The sequence below is a fragment of the Virgibacillus alimentarius genome, from assembly GCF_017874635.1.
GTDB classification, from domain to species: Bacteria; Bacillota; Bacilli; order Bacillales; family Amphibacillaceae; genus Virgibacillus_B; species Virgibacillus_B alimentarius.
The window spans coordinates 1-2,452 of sequence record NZ_JAGIKX010000067.1 but is presented as its reverse complement, the minus strand read 5'-3'; the positions used below and the strand labels follow the sequence as shown (position 1 = coordinate 2,452).

3 protein-coding genes are annotated in these 2,452 nt (G+C 39.6%); all 3 read right to left on the bottom strand.

The window, feature by feature from the left end:
* Positions 1–58: 58 nt before the first annotated feature.
* Positions 59–1,633, bottom strand: a complete 1,575-nt coding sequence (gene tnpC, locus J2Z81_RS15615; protein ID WP_130860864.1) for an IS66 family transposase — start codon at positions 1,631–1,633, stop codon at positions 59–61.
* Between the two features lie 65 nt (positions 1,634–1,698).
* Entirely contained in the window at positions 1,699–2,055 is a 357-nt protein-coding gene (gene tnpB / locus J2Z81_RS15610; protein WP_130860866.1) for an IS66 family insertion sequence element accessory protein TnpB, read from the bottom strand.
* Between the two features lie 2 nt (positions 2,056–2,057).
* Positions 2,058–2,366: an IS66 family insertion sequence element accessory protein TnpA gene (gene tnpA, locus J2Z81_RS15605; RefSeq protein ID WP_130860868.1), complete on the bottom strand. Its 309-nt coding sequence runs from the start codon at positions 2,364–2,366 to the stop codon at positions 2,058–2,060.
* Between the last annotated feature and the right edge of the window lie 86 nt (positions 2,367–2,452).

Sequence of the window (2,452 nt, the reverse complement as noted above, 5' to 3'; positions counted from 1 at the left end):
ATAAAAGTAAGCGTAAAATAGTCCACACCTATTTCTAGATGTGGACTAATGTTATGCTTTATTTAGATTTATTTGGTACACGACATTCTTCTGGAATTGTTGGTGACCATGGCAGAAGTTGATTTAACTTTACTTTATCTGTCGTATCCATATTGGGAAGCTCCTCAAAAAGATAACATAGATAATGAAATGGATTTAATCCATTTTCTTTTGCTGTCTCCACAATGCTATATGTAATGGCACTAGCTTTTGCACCTTTCATTGTATTGCTGAAAAGCCAGGCCTTGCGGCCCATCACGAATGGTTTGATAGATCTCTCCGCACGATTATTATCTATCTCCAAACGTCCGTCTACGAGAAAGGCTTCTAACTGTTCCCATTGGTTACGACAATATTTGATCGCTTTTCCTAGTGCACTTTTAGGTAACACACGTGGTGTTTGTTCACGAAGCCATGCGGAAAAAGCATCCAGCACTGGCTGACTGCGTTCTAAACGTTTTTCATAACGTTCTTCTGGACTTGCGTCCTTTAATTCACGTTCTATATCAAAAAGTTTATTACAGAAGGTTAAACCTTCTTGTGCTTTTGTATATATGGTAGTCGCTGTTTCTGGTAAAGCTGTCAAAGCTTCCCGAAAATTGCGACGTGCATGCGACCAGCATCCAATCAATGTGACATTGGGTAATCCATTATAACCTGGATACCCGTCAACATGCAGTAATCCTTGAAATCCATCCAGAAAACGTCGTGGATGTTTGGCGGCTCTGGTTTGTTGATAATCGTATAAAATAATAGGATTATCGGTATGACCAGATCGGTATAACCACATATACGAATTGGATTTTGCTGGTCTTCCTGGTTCAGATAAAATCTGCAAGGTAGTCTCATCTGCATGAGCGATATCAAGCTGCAAAAGTTGATCATGCATTTCATTATAGATGAGTTCTAGCCATGTATGAGCACCATGTAAAATCCAATTACTTAGTGTCTGACGTGGAATAGAAACGCCGAATCGCTCAAGATTTTTCTCTTGACGATAGAGTGGCAATCCTTCCACATACTTTTGCGACATAACATAGGCCATCGCCGATGGCGAAGCTAAACTTCCAGGGAATACCGATTGTGGCATCGGCGCTGATACGATCGGCGTCTCTATCTCGTGCCTTTCACAATATCGACAACTATAAATGTGATTAACATGTTCCACTACTTTTACTTGAGCTGGAATCACTTTTAATTCTTTTCTTACTTGTTGACTCATTTCGTGTAAATTTCCACCGCAACACGAACAAACCTGCTCTTCTTCGGATAAACGATACTCTATCGTTTCCGTAGGCAAGTCTTCTAGCTTTGCGTCACGTTGACCTTTTTGCTTTTTTCGTTGATACGTAATGGTTTCAACCGTAGGTTCCTCTGCTACTTGATTAGCTGTATCTTCTGCTTCATTGAAAAGGGATAGTTGGTCCGAATTGGACTTCTCACTAGAAGCACCAAATCTACGTTGCTGGCTTAAGCGAAATTGTTCTTCATACCATTTTAATTTAGCCTCTAACTCTTCCTTTTCCATTTCAAGCTTTTCGGCACGTTCTTTAAAGTATTCAATTGATTCTGGGTTAGTGGATGAATTCTTCATAGGATAAGTATACGAAAAAGAACCCGAATTGCCTAGTCGGATTCTTATATTTATTTACGATTATTTTATAAAATAGTTCGTGCTTTTACTTCGCGATGTGCATGTTGTTGATGAATGGGTAAACCATCTAATAGCCAACGAAGTTGGCGATGGCTAATGGACATGGCCTCGGCTTTTTCACCGGAAGGCCAATGAAATTTTCCGCGTTCTAATCGTCGGTAATGCAACCAAAAACCATTATGTTCCCATTCTAAGACTTTCAATTTATCACGTTTGCGATTACAGAACACAAATAAACAAGGAGAGAAAGGGTCGAGTTCGAAACTCTCTTGCACAATGGCAGCTAGTCCATCTATCGATTTCCGCAGATCGGTATTTCCTTTTGCTAAGTAAACCCGATCGTAACTTCTATTATGTATCATAATTATGAAATTACACGAAGGATTTCAGCTACTTGAACGGGATCAGCACCAATAGGAACTTCGACTGCGTAATCATGTACATGAATAAAAATAGAACTGTTTTTTATAGTCGATGGACTTTCTGTAACCTGTACAGGAAGCCAATCCGCTTCTTTTGTACCTATGCTTTCTTGTTGGAATCTTCGCTTCCAGTAATACATTTGATGAAGATTGACATCGTGTTCTCTGCACCATTGGGCTGCGCTAAGCCCACTCTCTTTCCATTCCTTCATACGAGCATCCCATTCGATTCGTTTAGCTGATAATGTCATGGCATAACCTCCTACAAGATTTATTATAATGACATTATCTCACGCTTTGAATGATGATAGAAGGTGTACATTATTTGACGCTTACT

Coding starts and splice junctions, on each gene's coding strand:
- tnpB (WP_130860866.1), bottom strand. CDS start 2,055: ATGATACATAATAGAAGTTACGATCGGGTTTACTTAGCAAAAGGAAAT.
- tnpC (WP_130860864.1), bottom strand. CDS start 1,633: ATGAAGAATTCATCCACTAACCCAGAATCAATTGAATACTTTAAAGAA.
- tnpA (WP_130860868.1), bottom strand. CDS start 2,366: ATGACATTATCAGCTAAACGAATCGAATGGGATGCTCGTATGAAGGAA.